Origin of the sequence: Streptomyces sp. NBC_01089 (assembly GCF_045162975.1) — a bacterium.
Lineage (GTDB): Bacteria > Actinomycetota > Actinomycetes > Streptomycetales > Streptomycetaceae > Streptomyces.
This window is the reverse complement of the sequence record NZ_CP108660.1, coordinates 6,178,856-6,194,531: the sequence shown is the minus strand read 5'-3', so window position 1 is coordinate 6,194,531 and position 15,676 is coordinate 6,178,856. Positions and strand designations below refer to the sequence as shown.

At 71.2% G+C, this 15,676-nt stretch carries 12 protein-coding genes; 6 read left to right on the top strand and 6 right to left on the bottom strand.

All coding sequences use genetic code 11. From position 1 onward, the window contains the following. The first annotated feature begins 18 nt into the window (after positions 1-18). Entirely contained in the window at positions 19-1,770 is a 1,752-nt protein-coding gene (locus OG510_RS27830; protein ID WP_406140419.1) for an NAD+ synthase, read from the top strand. Here OG510_RS27830 and OG510_RS27825 read toward each other — a convergent pair. The 4 genes from OG510_RS27825 to OG510_RS27810 form a co-directional block, all read right to left on the bottom strand. Continuing rightward, positions 1,742-2,965, bottom strand: a complete 1,224-nt coding sequence (locus OG510_RS27825) for an MFS transporter (protein ID WP_406140418.1) — start codon at positions 2,963-2,965, stop codon at positions 1,742-1,744. The two genes, OG510_RS27830 and OG510_RS27825, sit on opposite strands and share 29 nt — an antisense overlap. 199 nt (positions 2,966-3,164) lie before the next feature. After that, entirely contained in the window at positions 3,165-4,193 is a 1,029-nt protein-coding gene (locus OG510_RS27820) for an endonuclease/exonuclease/phosphatase family protein (RefSeq protein WP_406140417.1), read from the bottom strand. Between the two features lie 153 nt (positions 4,194-4,346). Continuing rightward, positions 4,347-4,982: a TetR/AcrR family transcriptional regulator gene (locus OG510_RS27815; RefSeq protein ID WP_406140416.1), complete on the bottom strand. Its 636-nt coding sequence runs from the start codon at positions 4,980-4,982 to the stop codon at positions 4,347-4,349. 25 nt (positions 4,983-5,007) lie between these two features. Further along, the gene (locus OG510_RS27810) at positions 5,008-6,618 is read right to left on the bottom strand and encodes an MFS transporter (protein WP_406140415.1); all 1,611 of its coding nucleotides are present in this window, start codon (positions 6,616-6,618) and stop codon (positions 5,008-5,010) included. 152 nt (positions 6,619-6,770) lie between these two features. Between OG510_RS27810 and panB the strand changes: the two genes are divergently transcribed. From panB to OG510_RS27790, 4 genes are all read left to right on the top strand, one after another. After that, on the top strand, positions 6,771-7,703 hold the full coding sequence (panB, locus tag OG510_RS27805) for a 3-methyl-2-oxobutanoate hydroxymethyltransferase (RefSeq protein WP_406140413.1): 933 nt from the start codon (positions 6,771-6,773) through the stop codon (positions 7,701-7,703). 118 nt (positions 7,704-7,821) lie between these two features. Beyond that, a complete protein-coding gene (locus tag OG510_RS27800) occupies positions 7,822-8,862 on the top strand; it encodes an ATP-binding cassette domain-containing protein (protein WP_406142591.1) in 1,041 nt (346 codons plus the stop codon). Beyond that, positions 8,859-9,695, top strand: a complete 837-nt coding sequence (locus tag OG510_RS27795; protein ID WP_406140411.1) for an ABC transporter permease — start codon at positions 8,859-8,861, stop codon at positions 9,693-9,695. Before OG510_RS27800 ends, OG510_RS27795 begins: the two co-directional genes overlap by 4 nt. 237 nt (positions 9,696-9,932) lie before the next feature. Further along, positions 9,933-10,814 (top strand): NmrA/HSCARG family protein, encoded by an 882-nt coding sequence (locus tag OG510_RS27790; RefSeq protein ID WP_406140409.1) that lies wholly within the window; start codon positions 9,933-9,935, stop codon positions 10,812-10,814. 74 nt (positions 10,815-10,888) lie between these two features. Here OG510_RS27790 and OG510_RS27785 read toward each other — a convergent pair whose 3' ends face one another. Further along, a complete protein-coding gene (locus OG510_RS27785) occupies positions 10,889-14,428 on the bottom strand; it encodes an AfsR/SARP family transcriptional regulator (RefSeq protein WP_406140407.1) in 3,540 nt (1,179 codons plus the stop codon). Between the two features lie 160 nt (positions 14,429-14,588). On the opposite strand from OG510_RS27785, the gene OG510_RS27780 reads away from it, so the two are divergent. After that, a complete protein-coding gene (locus OG510_RS27780; RefSeq protein WP_406140405.1) occupies positions 14,589-15,392 on the top strand; it encodes a site-2 protease family protein in 804 nt (267 codons plus the stop codon). Positions 15,393-15,465: 73 nt separating this feature from the next. On the opposite strand, the gene OG510_RS27775 is transcribed toward OG510_RS27780, so the two are convergent. Next, positions 15,466-15,657 carry a hypothetical protein gene (locus OG510_RS27775; protein WP_164266854.1) on the bottom strand — a complete coding sequence of 64 codons (192 nt, stop codon included), beginning with the start codon at positions 15,655-15,657 and terminating at the stop codon, positions 15,466-15,468. Positions 15,658-15,676 lie beyond the last annotated feature (19 nt).

Sequence of the window (15,676 nt, the reverse complement as noted above, 5' to 3'; positions counted from 1 at the left end):
GACGATTACACTGGGCCCGTGCCTCAACTACGCCTCGCACTGAATCAGATCGACTCGACCGTCGGTGACCTCGCCGGGAACGCCGAGGCGATCGTCCACTGGACCCGGCACGCCGTCGGACAGGGCGCCCACCTCGTGGCGTTCCCCGAGATGGTGCTGACCGGATACCCCGTCGAGGACCTGGCCCTGCGGTCGTCCTTCGTCGACGCGTCCCGGGCCGCGCTGCGCGCGCTCGCCGCACGGCTGGACGCCGAGGGACTCGGGGAGGTCCCCGTCGTCGTCGGCTATCTCGACCGCACCGAGAAGGCCCAGCCCCGCTACGGGCAGCCCGCGGGCGCCCCGCGGGACGCCGGGGCCGTGCTGCACCGCGGTGAGGTCGCGCTGACCTTCTCCAAACACCATCTGCCGAACTACGGCGTCTTCGACGAGTTCCGCTACTTCGTGCCCGGCGAGACCCTCCCGGTGATCCGGGTGCACGGCGTCGATGTCGCGCTCGCCATCTGCGAGGACCTCTGGCAGGACGGCGGCCGGGTCCCCGCGACGCGGTCCGCCGGTGCCGGGCTGCTGGTCTCGATCAACGCGTCGCCCTACGAGCTGAACAAGGACGACCAACGCCTCGAACTGGTCCGCAAGCGGGCCAGGGAGGCCGGCTGCACCACCGCGTACGTCGCGATGACCGGCGGCCAGGACGAGCTGGTCTACGACGGCGACTCGATCGTGGTCGACAAGGACGGCGAAGTCGTCGCACGGGCGCCGCAGTTCACCGAGGGCTGTGTCGTGGTCGACCTGGAGCTGCCCGCCGCGGGCCCGGTCCCCTCGGGCGTGGTCGCCGACGGGCTGCGTATCGAGCATGTGACGCTCTCGGACGAGCCGGTCGCCGCGTACCCGGCCGAGCTGCCCGGCGGCTACGCCGACCGGCTCGACGACGACGAGGAGCTGTACACCGCGCTGGTCGTGGGCCTGCGGGCGTACGCCGCTAAGAACGGCTTCTCCTCGGTGCTGATCGGGCTCTCCGGCGGGATCGACTCGGCGCTCGTGGCGGCCATCGCCTGCGACGCCCTCGGCGCGAAGAACGTGTACGGCGTGTCCATGCCGTCCAAGTACTCGTCGGACCACTCCAGGGACGACGCGGCCGAGCTGGCCCGGCGCACCGGGCTGAACTACCGGACCGTGGAGATCGCGCCGATGTTCGACGCGTACATGGACTCGCTCGCGCTCACCGGTCTCGCCGAGGAGAACCTCCAGTCGCGGCTGCGCGGCACCACGCTGATGGCCATCTCCAACCAGGAGGGCCAGATCGTGCTCGCGCCGGGCAACAAGTCCGAGCTGGCGGTGGGGTACTCGACGCTCTACGGCGACTCGGTCGGCGCGTACGGGCCGATCAAGGACGTCTACAAGACCTCGGTCTTCCGGCTCGCCGAGTGGCGCAACCGGGCGGCGGCCGAGCGGGGCCAGACCCCGCCGATCCCGGAGAACTCGATCTCCAAGCCGCCCAGCGCCGAGCTGCGCCCCGGCCAGGTCGACACGGACTCGCTGCCTGACTACGAGGTGCTCGACGCGATCCTGGCGCGGTACGTCGACGCCGACCAGGGCCTCGACACCATTGTCGCGGCCGGTTTCGACCCGGAGCTGACGGCGAAGACGCTCCGGATGGTGGACACCGCGGAGTACAAGCGCCGTCAGTACCCGCCGGGCACCAAGATCTCCGCGAAGGGATTCGGCAAGGACCGGCGGCTGCCGATCACGAACCGCTGGCGCGAGACGAGCTGAGCGCACGCTCCGTACGGGGGCCTTCCGCGACCACGCGGGAGGCCCCCTTCGGCGTACCCCGGTCCAGCACACCCGCGGTCACCGCGATGGCGAGGCCGATCACGGCGAGCACCGCGCCCACCAGGGTCGGCGACATCCAGCCCCAGCCGGCCGCGATGGCGACCCCGCCCAGCCAGGCGCCGCCGGCGTTGGCCAGGTTGAAGGCGGAGTGGTTGGACGCCGAGGCCAGCGTCGGCGCGGAGCTGGCCTTCTTCATCACCAGCATCTGCAGCGGTGTCGTGGTCATGAAACCGACCGCGCCCAGGAGCACCACACTGACCAGCGCGGCCCACTGCACATGGACGGTGAAGTCGAAGGCGACCAGCACGACGGCCAGCCCGCCGAGCGAGCCGTACACGGTCGGGCGCAGTGCCCGGTCGCTCAGCGGTCCGGCGGCCAGCGCGCCCAGCGTCATCCCGATGCCGAAGAGGGCCAGCACCAGGGTCACCGACGACTCGGAGAAGCCCATGACCTCGGTGGTGATCGAGGCGAGATAGCTGTAGACGGCGAAGACCCCGGCGAAGCCGAAGACGGCGGTGAGGAGCCCGAGGAGCACCTGGCGGTTGCCGAGGGCGCGCACCTCGTGGCGCAGGCCCTGGTGCGCGTCGACGGGGACGTACGGAACGAGCCGGGCCAGCGCGGCCAGCGCCACCAGGCCGATCACGCCGACCACGACGAACGTGGCGCGCCAGCCCAGGTGCTGCCCGAGCAGGGTCGCGGCGGGTACGCCGACGATGTTGGCGATCGTCAGGCCGAGGAACATGGTGGCGACGGCGCGGCCGCGCCTGCCCTCGTCGACCAGTCCGGACGCGACGACCGCGCCGACGCCGAAGAAGGCGCCGTGCGGCAGCCCGGCGAGCACCCGCCCGGCCAGCAGCCAGCCGAAGCCGGGCGCGAAGGCGGACGCCAGGTTGCCGATGGTGAACAGGCCCATCAGGAGCAGCAGCATCCGCTTGCGCGGGATGCGGGAGCCGATGGCGGTGAGCAGCGGGGCGCCGACGACGACGCCGATCGCGTAGGCGGAGACGAGATAGCCCGCGGTGGGCACGGATGTGCCCAGGTCGTCGGCGACGTTGGGCAGCAGGCCCATCATCACGAACTCGGTGGTGCCGATGCCGAACGCGGAGATGGCCAGCGCGAGCAGGGCCAGGGGCATGGAGGAAGACCTTCTCTTACGAGAGCGGGAGCACGGGGGACGGTGCGCGGTACGTCGGTGCGGCGGTGCACGGAGAGACCAGCTTAAGTTCTCCTGCTGAACAAAGTCTCCCTGCCGCGTTGTTCCCGCAGGTGAATACCCCGTTAAGTGACGCGTATCTCCCGAGGTCTGCTTCTCCCGGGGCGCGCTCCCCCGGCTCCTAGAGCTTGAGGCGGGCCGCGATCGGCAGATGGTCGCTGCCGGTGCTGGGGAGTGTCCAGGAGGAGACCGGGTCGGCGCCCCTGACCATGATCTGGTCGATCCGCGCCATCGGGAAGCTCGCGGGCCAGCTGAAGCCGAAGCCGTTGCCCGCGGCGCCCTGGGTGGAGCGCATCTGCGAGGTCACCGCGTCCAGCGAACGGTCGTTCATCGTCCCGTTGAGGTCGCCGAGGAGCACCACGTCGTGCAGCGGCTCCTTCCTGATGGCCGCACCCAGCGCGTCCGCGCTCTCGTCGCGCTGCGACGCGGTGAATCCGGCGTCGAGCTTCACCCGTACCGAGGGGAGGTGCGCGACATAGACGGCCACCTTGCCCTTGGGCGTGGCCACCGTGGACCGCATGGCGCGGACCCAGCCGAGCCTTATGTTCACGGGCTCGGTGGCGCTCATCGGGTACTTGCTCCAGAGCCCGACCGTGCCCTCCACCGCGTGGTACGGGTAGGTGGCCGCGAGAGCCTTCGCATACGTGGAGACCTTGCCCGCGGCCAGTTCCTCCAGGGCGACCACGTCGGCGCCCGAAGCGGCGACCTTCTTCGCGGTGCCCACCGGGTCGGGGTTGGCCGCGTTCACGTTGTGGGTGGCGACCACCAGATCGCCGCCTGAGGCCGACTTGTCGGAGATCAGCCCGCCGAAGATGTTCAGCCAGACGATGACGGGCAGCAGCAGGACGATCAGCGCCGTGGCCGAGCGGCGCAGCAGCCCGAGAACGAGCAGCACCGGGATCCCGACGACACCGAACCAGGGCAGGAACGTCTCGGTGAGGCTGCCGAGGTTGCCGACGCTGTTGGGGATCCGGGCGTGGAAGAGCATCGTGAGCGTGAGCAGGACGGCGAAGAGCGCGAGGACGATGCCGCGGCGCCAGATGCCGCGGTCACCGCGCCAGTGGCCGCCGAACAGACGCCGGGCACCGGATTCGGAATGCCCGTGCTCCGAGCTGCCGTGCTCCGTGTCCGTGAAGTGCGCCTGCGCCATACCGTTGCCCTCGCTGCCTTGCCGTACACGCCGTCCCGCCCTTGACACTAAGCGATGGGACGGCACTTTCCGCGCCGTGTTGGCACGGCCCTTCCGTCACGAGGACGTGGCAGGCGGCGCCTGGAGTTCCGGCTGTGACGGAATGCGCATATTTCAGCCGTGCTGCCTCTCGCTCCCACGCGGTGCGAGCCCTTCGAGCAGCGCGTCCACGACCCGCGCGGACAGGCCCTCTTCGAGCTCCGCGTAGGGGCGGAGCACGGTGCGCAGCAGCATGGGCCCCACGATGAGGTCGTTGACCAGGTCAGGGGCCAGGTCGGAGCGGATCTCGCCGCTGGCGATCCCCCGGCGTACGACCTCCATCCCCGTACGGCGCCTGGCCTCGACGACCGTGTCGTGGTACGCCCGCCAGAGTTCCGGATAGTTCTGCATCTGCGCGAAGACGTTGTACAGCAGCGCCGACGAGCGCTTGGCGAGGCCCCGTCTGCGCAGTGATTCGAGCAGGGCGACCAGATCGTCGCGCACCGATGTACCGGGCAGCTCGGGGTCGACGGGCTCGATGTCCTTGAGTACGTCGATGAAGAGCTCCTCCTTGCCCTTCCAGCGGCGGTAGATGGTCGCCTTGCCGACGCCCGCGGTGCGGGCGACGCGCTCGATGGACACCTGGGTGAGCGGGACGCCCTCCTCCAGCAGCTTCACCACGGCCTCGACGATCGACCGTTCGACCGCCTCCGAGCGGGGCCGGCCGCGCCGGTGCTCGGCCGGCCTGTTCTGCTGTTCCGTCGGGGGCACGCCCGCTCCGCCTCTCACTGTCCGTTCAGTCCGTACCGATTGTCGCCGACGCGGGGACGGCGTCCGCCGCCGCTCCGTCGCCGTCGGCGGCCTTCGGGCGTCCGGGCAGGAAGAGCACCACGACGACGGCGCCGAGCAGGGCGACCCCGGCCGAGCCGAGTGCCGTCAGATGCATGGCGTGCAGGAACGCGGTGTCCGCACGGCCCGCGAGCGTCCGGCCCGCGGGGCCGAGCTTCTCCGCGATGCCCAGCGTCGCCTCGATCGACTCCCCCGCCGCCTTGCGCGCACCGGGCGGCACCGCGCCGAGGTGGCCCTCGATGTCACTCCGGTACGAGGCGGACAGCACGGACCCGAGGACGGCGACCCCGAGCGCCCCGCCCACCTGACGGAAGGTGTTGTTGATCGCGGACCCCGAACCGGCCTTCTCGCGGGGCAGCGACTGCATGATCGAGACAGTGACCGGCGGCATGATGTGGGCCATTCCCGTGCCCATGACGAAGAAGACGACCTCCATCACCCAGACGGGCGTATCGGCGCCGAAGAACGCGAAACAGCCGAGCCCGGCGGCGACCAGCACCATGCCGGCCGTGCAGACGGCGCGGGCGCCGAACCGCTCGACGACGAGCCTGGCCCGCGGCGAGAAGATCATCTGGGCCGCGGCGAGCGGAAGCAGCAGGAGGCCGGACTCCAGCGCGCTGTAGCCGCGGACACTCTGCATGTAGAACGCGGAGAAGAAGGTGACGCCCATCAGCGCGAAGAAGACCAGCGCGATGGCGGCGACGGCCGCGGAGAACGCCGGGTTCTTGAAGTAGGTGACGTCGATGGCCGGGTGGCTGCTGCGCTTCTCGTACACCACGAAGCCGATCAGCACCGCGATGCCGCCGAGTGTGGTCAGCAGTACGGACGGTGCGGTGAAGTCGGCCAGTTCACCGCCGCGGATGATCCCGTACACCAGGAGCACGAGACCGACGATGGACAGGCTCACACCCACCGGGTCGATATGGCCCGGGTCGGGGTCCCTGGAGTCGGGGACCAGCAGCACCATCGCGATCAGCGCGACGACCACCACCGGCACGTTGACCAGGAACACCGAGCCCCACCAGAAGTGTTCGAGCAGCACACCGCCGGTGATCGGGCCGATGGCGATGGCCAGGCCGACGCCGCCCGCCCAGATGCCGATGGCCTTGGGCTGCTCGTCGCGCTCGAAGACGTTCATCAGGACGGCGAGGGTGGCGGGCATCACGAAGGCACCGCCGAGGCCCATCACGGCCCGGAACGCGACGAGTTCGGCGGGCGAGGTGGAGAGGGCGGCGAACACCGAGCCGATGCCGAAGACCGCGAGCCCGAAGAGCAGGACCTTCTTGCGGCCGATGCGGTCACCGAGGAGGCCCGCGGTGAAGAGCAGCCCGGCGAAGACCAGCGTGTAGGCGTTGATCGCCCATTCGAGCTGGCTCTGGGTGGCGCCGAGACCGGTGGGCGCGGGGGCGGCGATCGTCTTGACCGCCACATTGAGGATCGAGTTGTCGAGCACCACGATCAGCAGGCTCAGCATCAGCGCGGCCAGGATCGCCCAGCGGCGCCGGTGGACGGCTTCGGGTATGCGGGGCGCTGCGACCGGCCCCGTGGAATTGGTCATGGAAGCAGCGTAGAGCAATTTCGATACGAGACCGTCTCGTATCGAAAAGATTTTACCCGGCGGCGGTCGGCAGGCACGGAGCCCACTTCCGTGCGGCGATGGTGTGGTGCAACCATGGAGGCGGTCCGGGGACGCCGTCAGGGCGCCTCGAGATGACGAACAGGAGCGTTGCGATGACGCGCGCGTTGAACCCTCAGAGCTCCACCCCCTCGCCCGGTGCCACCGTGCCAGGCAGCCCCGCAGCGGAGAAGCCGGCCGACAGCAAGGCGCTGTACGGCGGCCGGAGCAGCAGGCGCATCACCGTCCACGACATCGGCGGCGCCAAGGAGCGCGGCGAGAAGTGGCCGATGCTCACCGCCTACGACGCGATGACCGCGTCCGTCTTCGACGAGGCGGGCATCCCGGTGATGCTCGTCGGCGACTCGATGGGCAACTGCCACCTCGGTTACGACACCACGGTCCCGGTCACCCTCGACGAGATGACGATGCTCGCCGCCGCCGTCGTACGCGGCACCTCGCGGGCCCTGGTCGTCGCCGACCTCACCTTCGGCGCCTACCAGGAGGGCCCCGTCCAGGCGCTGCGCAGCGCGACGCGCCTGGTCAAGGAGGCCGGCGTGGGAGCGGTGAAGCTGGAGGGCGGCGAGCGCTCGCACCAGCAGATCGAGCTGCTGGTGCAGTCCGGCATCCCCGTCATGGGACACATCGGGCTGACCCCGCAGTCCGTCAACTCCATGGGCTACCGGGTGCAGGGCCGCGGCGAGGAGGCCGCGCAGCAGCTGCTGCGCGACGCGAAGTCCGTGCAGGACGCGGGCGCCTTCGCGGTCGTGCTCGAACTCGTACCCGCGGAGCTGGCCGCCGAGGTCACCCGCATCCTGCACATCCCGACCGTCGGCATCGGCGCGGGCCCCGAGTGCGACGCGCAGGTGCTCGTCTACACCGACATGGTCGGTCTGACCGGCGGCAAGGTGCCGCGCTTCACCAAGCAGTACGCGGATCTGCGCCGGACGCTCGGTGACGCGGCGAAGGAGTTCGCCGACGAGGTCGTCGGCGGGACGTTCCCGCAGGAGCAGCACACCTTCCACTAGTCCTTCCGGTTCCTCCGTCCGGATCAGGCCACCGCCGCACGGCCCGACAGCCCGCCGACATCCCCCATCGGCGGGCTGTCGGCATTCTGTCGGTGACTTGTCAGTGGCGGCTGGTCTGATGGTCGGCATGACGCGAAACGACAAGAACCCCGGGAACGGCGGACCCGCCGTACAGGTGCGGGGGCTGGTGAAGCACTACGGGGACACCAAAGCCCTGGACGGCGTGGACCTGGACGTCCAGGAGGGCACGGTCCTCGGTGTGCTCGGGCCCAACGGCGCCGGGAAGACGACGCTCGTACGAGTCCTCTCCACCCTGCTGCAGCCCGACGCGGGCACCGCCACCGTGGCCGGTTACAACGTCCTGACCCAGCCGCGCCAGCTGCGCCGGGTCATCGGCCTCACCGGGCAGTACGCATCGGTCGACGAGAAGCTCTCCGGCTGGGAGAACCTCTACATGATCGGCAGGCTGCTCGACCTGCCCCGCAAGGACGCCAGGCGGCGCGCCGACGAACTGCTCGAGCGGTTCTCGCTGACGGATGCGGCCAAGAAGGCCGCGATGAACTACTCGGGCGGGATGCGCCGCAGGCTCGACCTGGCGGCCTCGATGATCGGCAACCCGTCGGTGCTCTACCTGGACGAGCCGACGACCGGCCTCGACCCGCGTACCCGCAACGAGGTCTGGGACGAGGTGCAGCGGATGGTCGCGGAGGGGGCGACCGTACTCATCACCACCCAGTACATGGAGGAGGCCGAGCAGCTCGCCAACGAGCTGACGGTCATCGACAAGGGCCGGGTCATCGCCAACGGCAAGGTGAACGAGCTGAAGGCGAAGGTCGGCGGCCGCACCCTGCAGATCCAGCCGAGCGACCCCGGGCAGCTCCCCGCCATGGCACGCGCCCTGGCCGAGGCCGGGCTCGACGGTGTCGCGGGCTCGCAGGCGGTGCCCGACGAGGGCCTGCTCAATGTGCCGATCCTCAGCGACGAGCAACTGACCGCGGTGGTCGGCCTGCTGGCGTCGCGCGGCTTCGGCATCACCAACATAGGCACCCACCTGCCCAGCCTGGACGAGGTGTTCCTGGCCATCACCGGTCAGAAGCCCACCGCGGCGCAGGACGGCTACGACGAGAAGACCGACCAGGTCCAGGAGGCCGCGGTATGAGCACGGCAACGATCGAGAAGCCGGCACCGGCCGTGCCGGCCGCGACCGCCGACGAGGGGCGGATCGGACTGCGGGGCAACCTCCGGCACATCGGAGCACTGGCCCGGCGCAACGCGCTGCAGATCAAGGCCGACCCGGAGTCGATGTTCGACGTCCTGCTGATGCCGATCATCTTCACCCTGCTCTTCGTGTTCGTCTTCGGCGGCGCGATCGCGGGCAAGGGCAACCAGACGGAGTACGTCGACTACGTCGTCCCCGGCCTGATGGCGATGATGGGCATGAACATCGCCATGGCCGTCGGCACCGGGGTCAACGACGACTTCAAGAAGGGGGTGATGGACCGGTTCCGCAGCATGCCCATCGCCCGGTCGTCCGTCCTCATCGCGAAGATCGTCGTGGAGATCGGCCGGATGATGGTCGCCATCACGATCCTGCTGACCGTGGGCTTCATCCTGGGTCTCACCATCCACACATCGGTGCTCTCGCTCTTCGCGGCGATCGGCCTGTCGCTGGTGTTCGGCGCCTCACTGATGTGGATCTTCATCCTGCTCGGACTGACCATGAAGACGGCACAGGCCGTCCAGGGGATGGCCATGCTGGTTCTGATGCCGCTGCAGTTCGGATCGTCGATCTTCGCCCCGCCGACCACGATGCCCGGCTGGCTCCAGGCGTTCACCGACTACAACCCGCTCTCCAACCTCGCGGACGCGGCACGGAACCTGATGAACGGCGGCCCCGTCGCGCACTCCGTCCTGATGACGCTCGGCTGGTCGGTGGCGATCACCGCGCTCACCGCGCCGCTGGCGATCCGTAAGTTCCGCAAGAAGACCTGATGCGGCCGCCGGGGCTGACGGTCCGGCTTCGGCGCCCGCGGAGTCGTCGTCCCGCTGCCGCGCGTGCGCGGGACACCGGGCGGGGTTGAGCACAACAGTGGAAGACGAGCGGCCTGCCGCGGCGTGAGGTGGAACACAGCCACTGGACCTCAACCGCGGTTGAGCAAGCAGACTTCCGGTCATGGACGGCGGCCACCTCGTGGCCCCCGTGAACTGCGCAGAGCGAGGAGTCACGTGATGTCCGACAGCCGAGTCGTTGTGGTCACAGGTGCGACGGGGCGGCAGGGCGGTGCCACGGCCCGCGCCCTGCTGAACCGCGGGTGGACGGTGCACGGTCTGGTCCGTGACCCGGGCAGACCCGAGGCGCTGGCGCTGAAGGAGGCCGGCGCCGTTCTGGTCCGCGGGGACCTGGACGACGCGGCCTCGCTGGATGCGGCGCTGGACGGGGCCTACGGCGTTTTCAGCGTGCAGACCTTCACCGGCCCTGACGGCCTGACCGGCGAGGTACGGCAGGGCAGGGCCCTCGCGGACGCGGCTGCCCGCGCCGGCGTCGCACACTTCGTCTACAGCTCCGTCGACGGCGCAGGAAACCCCGGCCGTGTGGCGCACTTCGCGAGCAAGGGCGAGGTGGAGCGGCACATCGAGGCGCTCGCCCTGCCCGCGACGATTCTGCGACCCACCTTCTTCATCACCAACTTCGAACACCTGGGCCCGCAGTGGCAGGACGGCGAGCTGGTGTTCACACTGGCGCTGACGCCGCGGACGAGCCTGCAGATGATCACCCCGGACGACATCGGAGCCTTCGCGGCCGACGCCTTCGACGCCCCTGCGGACTATCTGGGACGCACCGTCGAGTTGGCCGCGGACGCGCTGACCGGCCCGCAGATGGCCGAGGTCTTCGCCCGCGCCGCCGGCCGCCCGGTGCGCTTCCACTCCCAGCCGGCCGAGGAACTCCGCGCGCACAGCGAGGAGATGGCCGCCATGTTCGACTGGTTCAACACCGTGGGCTTCCGCGCCGATCCGGCCGCCCTGCGGGAACGCCACCCCGGCCTGACCACCCTGGCCGCCTGGGTGCGCGACCACTGGTCGGCACCGGTGGAACCGACGCTGCCCGGCTGACGCGCCCGTCGCGGCCCACGCCTGCGTTTGCCGCTACCGGGCGCATCGGCGGCCGGCGCTCGCCGCACCTCAAGTCACGGCTGCTCGCACCGTTCCACCAACGCGATGGCCTCGTCCGGTGTGAGACGGCCGCCCTCGGCGTACGCGCGCTCGTAGTCGGCGTCCCCCAGGGCCGCGCGGGCCGCCGCCTCGGCCTTCTCGCGGTTGGCGCGCTCCGTGGCCGCGCTGAAGTGGCCCGGCGGCAGCTGCGCGTCGGACGCGGCCAGCAGCCGCACCGCGTCCAGCGCGTCCGCCGGCTCCCCGGGGCCCGCCAGCGCCCAGGCGTACGTGACCAAATGGGTGGCGGGCATCTGCGGGGCCACCATCTGCGACAGCGGGTCACCGGTCCGCATCAGTGCCTGCCGCGCCCTGGCGCGGCCCTCGGCGTACCGGCCCTCCTCGTTGTCCAGCCAGGCCATCAGGCCGAACACGATGCCCTCGAAGATGGCGAGCGGGCCCTTCGTGAACTTCTCGTTCAGCAGGCCGAGTTCGGCGCGCGCCTCGGACGTCCTGCCGACGCGGCCCAGCCACATGGCGAGAATCATCCGGGCCATCGGCCAGACCTCGTGCCCGACGTCGGGCCCCTGTTCCTCCTCCAGGACCTGCCGCAGGATCGTCTCGCCCTCATCGTCCAGGCCCGCTTCGAGCAGCACCCCGGCATATCTGGCCCGCAACACCGCGACCTGGGTCCGCGCGCCGAGCCGCTCCGCGTAGCCGAACGCCATCCGGTAGTCCTCACCGGCGAGCAGGAAGTCGCCACGCCGCTCGCGGGCCTCGCCGCGCGCGGACAGCGCCTCGGCCGCCCCCCAGGCGTCGCCGAGCCGGACGAAGATCTCCAGGGCCTCCTCGGCGTCCCTGGTGGCGTCGCCCGCCCAGTCGCTGCGGTTGGCCAGTACGTTGGCCCGCATCTGCAGGGCGCTGGCCAGCTCCCACTCGTATCCGAACTCCCGGCAGGACCGCACCGTGTCGTTGAGCACGTCCCGCAGCCGGCCGGGGGTGCCGGTGAGCATGATCGCGAAGAACCAGAGCGAGGCCGGGGAGCGGCAGGTCTGCGGCAGCCCGGGGCTGTAGGCCGCCACCACCCGGCTGAGCCGCTCCTTGTTCGCCGGTGTGGTCCAGTCGTCGAAATCGTGGTCGGCGGAGGACAGATGGATCAGCCGCACCCCGCGCCGTGCCTCTTCGAGCAGTTCGGGGCTCATCGGCGGCGGGGAGTCCGTGCATCGCGCGTACAGCGGCGGCGCCTTCGCGACCGGCGGCTCGAAGGGATCGGGGCCGAGGTCCGCGGTCGCGCCGCACCAGTGCCGGGAGTCGGCGCGCAGATCGCGCATCTGCCAGAACCAGGCCAGCGAGTGCACCAGGATCAGCGCCTCCTGCTCGTCGCCCGCGGCGACGGCCCGGCGCAGCGCGGTACGTACGTTCTCGTACTCGCGCACCAGCAGGTCGATCGCCGCGAGCTGGCCGTGTCCGCGCAGCTCGGGGTCGGCCAGCCGGGCCAGCTCGCGGTAGTGCACGAGATGGCGGCGCTCGGCGTCGGGGCGGTCCCCCGCCTCGTCCAGCCGCTCGGCCGCGTACTCGCCGACGGTCTCCAGAAGCCGGTAGCGCATCTCGCCCGCGCCCGAAGGGGCGGCCACCACCAGGGACTTGTCGACCAGCGAGCCCAGCACGTGCAGGGCGTCGTCGCCGCACACCGCCTCGACCGCCGCGAGCCCGCAGCCACCGGCGAAGACGGAGAGCCTGCGCAGTACGGTGCGCTCCGGCTCGTCCAGCAGGTCCCAGGACCAGTCGACGACCGCGCGCAGGGTCTGCTGGCGCGCCAGGATGGTACGGGCGCCGCCGGTCAGCAGCCGGAAGCGGTCGTCGAGCCGGTCGGCGATCTGGCGCGGGGAGAGCATCCGCAGCCGGGCGGCGGCGAGTTCGATGGCGAGCGGCAGCCCGTCGAGGCGGCGGCAGATCTCGCCGGCGGCCGCCGGGTCGTCGTCGATACGGAAGCCGGGTCTCGCGGCGCTGCCCCGCTCGGCGAACAGCCGCAGCGCGGACGGCTGGGGCAGCGGCTCCAGGGGGCGTACGACTTCGCCGGGCACCCCGAGCGGCTCCCGGCTGGTGGCGAGGATCGTCAGCCCGGGGCAGCGGGCGAGGAGTTCCTCGGCGAGGGTGGCCGCGGCGGCGACGACGTGTTCGCAGTTGTCGAGGAGGATCAGCATCCGGCGCCGGGAGCAGTGCTCGGCGAGCCGGGTGAGGGGGTCGTCCGCATGCCGGTCGGCAGCACGTATCTCCTCCACGCCCGCGCCGCGCAGCACCGTCTGGCGGGCGCCGAGCGCGCCGAGTACGGCCTCGGGGACGGTCTCCGGGTCGTCCACCGGGGCGAGCTCGGCCAGCCACACCCCGTCCGGCCAGGCCCCGGCTGCCGCCTCGGCCGCCTCCTGGGAGAGCCGGGTCTTCCCGGCCCCGCCCGGACCGAGCAGGGTGACGAGCCGGGCCGACCCGAGGTCGCCGCGCAGGGCGTCGATATCGCTCTCACGCCCGACGAAGCTGGTCAGCCGGGCCCGGAGATTGCCGGGCCGCCCGCGCCCACCGGCACCGTGGTCGGGGACCTGTGTGTCAGGGGTCTGTGTGTCAGAGGTCTGTGTGTCAGAGGTCTGTGTGTCAGGGGTCTGTGTGTCAGGGGTCTGTGTGTCAGGGGTCTGTGTGTCAGGGGTCTGCCCACCTGGGGGGACCGCCCCGCGGGAACCGGCAGTACGGGCAGACACAGCCGCCTCAGCAAGCCCAGCGGCCCCAGCCGACACGGCGGACTCGGCAGGCCCAGCAGCCCCAGTAACCCCAACAGGCCCAACAGGCCCAACAGGCCCAACAGTCTCATCCGGCGACAGCAACTGCACATGCAGCGCGCGCAGTTCGGGCCCCGGGTCCGCGCCGAGCCGCTCCACGAGTCCGCGCCGCACCTCCTCGTACGCCGCGAGCGCCTCCGCGGTCCGCCCCGCGTCCCGCAGCGCCCGGATGCGCAGGGCCTGCAGCGGTTCGTCGATGGGGTGGTCGGCACAGAGCGCGGCCAGTTCCGGCAGCGTCTCATCGGCCCGGCCGAGCGCGAGGGCCGCGGCGAGCGCGGCCCGGCGCGCGTCCAGCCGTCTGGCCTCCCAGCGGGCCGCCACGGCCGTACGGTCGGGGAGATCCGCGAGCACCATCCCCCGCCACAGCGCCAGCGCGTCCTCCAGGAGGCCGGCCGCCTTGGCCGGGTCGCCCTCGTCCAGAGCCCGCGCGCCCTCGCCGGCGAGCCGCTCGAACCGGTACAGATCGACGTCGTCCGCGTCGGCGCACAGCCGGTACCCGCCGTCGGCCGATGCGACGGCCGCGTGCCCGAGCGCCCGCCGCAGCCGGGCCACGAGCGCCTGGAGCGCGCCGGTGGCGTCGGCGGGCGGTTCGCCGTCCCACACCTCGTCGACCAGCACGCCCGCCGGGACGCTCCGGCCCACGCGCAGCGCCAGTACGGTCAGCAGGGCACGCAGCCGCGCCCCGCCGAGCGCGACGGCCGTGCCGTCGGGGCGGAAAGCCTGTGTGGTCGAGAGGATCCGGTAGTGCACGGGCCCATTCTCCGTTACCGCGCCCACTTCAACCGCCCGGTCTCTCAGTCATGCTCCTAGCCTGCCCGGAACCCACGTCCGGCCGCGAGACGTTTACCGCGTGTCACCTGTACGGTCGGGGCTCTTGAGGCCCGGCCCCCACGTATCAGGAGCTCCGTCCATGACCACCGCTTCCACCCGTCGCAGCGAGCGGCGGATCAGTCCGGTCTTCCTGGGGATCGTGGCCGTCATGGCGGTCACCGGCTGGGCGGTGTGGGCGGACTTCTCGAAGGTCCCCGGCTTCTCGGTGTTCCTCTTCGTGACGTCGGCGTGGGTGGTGTCGCTCTGTCTGCACGAGTACGCGCACGCCCGCAGCGCCCTGCACAGCGGTGACATCTCGGTCGGCGCGAAGGGGTATCTCACCCTCAACCCGATGAAGTACACACACGCGATGCTCTCGATCGTGCTGCCGCTGGTCTTCCTGGTGCTGGGCGGGATCGGGCTGCCCGGTGGTGCGGTCTTCATCGAGCGGGGCCGGATCAGGGGCCGCTGGCGGCACAGTCTGATCTCGGCGGCGGGCCCGCTCACGAACGTGCTGTTCGCCTTCGTCTGCACGGCCCCGTTCTGGCTGCACGGGCTGGACGGTATTCCGCCGCTGTTCCGGTATGCGCTGGGCTTCCTGGCGCTGCTCCAGTTCACGGCGGCGATCCTGAACGCCCTGCCGGTGCCGGGCCTCGACGGGTACGGCGTGGTCGAGCCCTGGCTGCCGCACAGCATCCGCCGCCAGGTCGAGCCGTTCGGTCAGGTGGGGATGCTGGCGGTCTTCGCGCTGCTGTGGATCCCGTCGGTCAACCACGCGTTCTTCGACCTGATCGACACGATCCTGCGCGGCGTCGGGGTCAGCGGCAACGACACGTACTGCGGGCAGCAGTTCTACCGCTTCTGGTACGGCAAGCCCGAGGGCTTCTTCTGCCCGACCGGGTGACGGCGGCGGCCGGAGCCGGTGCGGCCGGGCCGGTACCGCGCACGGCGTCAGCGCACGGCGTCAGTAAACGGCGTCAGCGGGTGGCGGGGGCGCCCGCCGACTTCGCGGCGCGGCTCCTGCGCAGATAGAACCAGGCCATGTTCGACGAGAGTCCCGCCAGCAGGATCCAGACGATCCCGATGAGGCTGCCCTGGACGAAGGAGACCACGGCCGCTGCCACGGCGAGGGCGCAGACGACGAGGGCGTACAGAGCGAGGCGGGGCATGGGGGCGGCTCCTGTCCGG

What these genes read in the sequence shown, in the direction of transcription:
- OG510_RS27825 (WP_406140418.1), bottom strand. Translation starts at nt 2,965, where the DNA reads ATGCCCCTGGCCCTGCTCGCGCTGGCCATCTCCGCGTTCGGCATCGGC.
- OG510_RS27820 (WP_406140417.1), bottom strand. Translation starts at nt 4,193, where the DNA reads ATGGCGCAGGCGCACTTCACGGACACGGAGCACGGCAGCTCGGAGCAC.
- OG510_RS27810 (WP_406140415.1), bottom strand. Translation starts at nt 6,618, where the DNA reads ATGACCAATTCCACGGGGCCGGTCGCAGCGCCCCGCATACCCGAAGCC.
- panB (WP_406140413.1), top strand. Translation starts at nt 6,771, where the DNA reads ATGACGAACAGGAGCGTTGCGATGACGCGCGCGTTGAACCCTCAGAGC.
- OG510_RS27800 (WP_406142591.1), top strand. Translation starts at nt 7,822, where the DNA reads ATGGTCGGCATGACGCGAAACGACAAGAACCCCGGGAACGGCGGACCC.
- OG510_RS27795 (WP_406140411.1), top strand. Translation starts at nt 8,859, where the DNA reads ATGAGCACGGCAACGATCGAGAAGCCGGCACCGGCCGTGCCGGCCGCG.
- OG510_RS27790 (WP_406140409.1), top strand. Translation starts at nt 9,933, where the DNA reads ATGTCCGACAGCCGAGTCGTTGTGGTCACAGGTGCGACGGGGCGGCAG.
- OG510_RS27780 (WP_406140405.1), top strand. Translation starts at nt 14,589, where the DNA reads ATGACCACCGCTTCCACCCGTCGCAGCGAGCGGCGGATCAGTCCGGTC.
- OG510_RS27775 (WP_164266854.1), bottom strand. Translation starts at nt 15,657, where the DNA reads ATGCCCCGCCTCGCTCTGTACGCCCTCGTCGTCTGCGCCCTCGCCGTG.